This is a genomic window from Psychrobacter sp. 1U2, assembly GCF_051847575.1.
Genome location: NZ_JBPYDC010000695.1, coordinates 1 through 894 on the forward strand (window position 1 = coordinate 1; position 894 = coordinate 894).

The 894-nt window shown below is 43.2% G+C and carries 1 protein-coding gene; it reads left to right on the top strand.

What is annotated here, in order from left to right; all coding sequences use genetic code 11:
- Window positions 1-894: threonine--tRNA ligase (thrS, locus tag ACS8FD_RS18155; protein WP_439276877.1), on the top strand; the 894-nt coding region annotated here is incomplete at both ends.

Genomic DNA, 894 nt, shown 5'->3' on the forward strand with positions numbered 1-894 from the left:
TTAAAGGTCTTTAAATTAACCAAGATGAGTGGCGCTTGTTGGCGCGGTGATGCCAAGAACGAGCAACTACAACGTATTTATGGTACCGCATGGTCTGATAAAAAAGATCTAAAAGCTTACATTCAACGTATTGAGGAAGCTGAAAAGCGTGACCATCGTAAGATTGGTAAAGCACTCAATCTATTCCATATGCAAGAGCAAGCACCGGGTATGGTATTTTGGCATGCCAATGGTTGGACGATTTATCAAGTACTTGAACAATATATGCGTAAAGTACAATATGATAATGGTTATGAAGAAATCAAAACACCGCAAATCGTTGATCGCAGCTTGTGGGAGCGTTCTGGACATTGGGGTAACTATGCAACCAATATGTTTACCACATCGAGTGAAAATCGTGATTATGCGGTAAAACCAATGAACTGCCCTTGTCATGTGCAAGTGTTTAATCAAGGTTTGAAATCTTACCGCGAGTTGCCACTGCGTATGGCAGAATTTGGTTCATGTCACCGTAATGAGCCATCAGGTTCATTGCATGGCCTGATGCGGGTGCGCGGTTTCACTCAAGATGATGCACATATCTTCTGCACACAAGCGCAAATTCAGCAGGAAGTGGCTGACTTTATTAAGCTTACTCTTGCTGTCTATGAAGACTTTGGTTTTGATAACATTATTATGAAACTTTCAACGCGTCCAGAGAAACGCGTCGGTAGTGATGAGTCTTGGGATTTTGCTGAAAAAGCTTTAGCCGACGCCTTGGATAGCTCAGGACTAGCTTGGGAATATCTGCCTGGTGAAGGTGCTTTCTACGGGCCTAAGATTGAGTTTAGCCTCAAAGACAGCTTGGGGCGAGTATGGCAATGCGGTACTATACAAGTAGATCCCAATATGCCT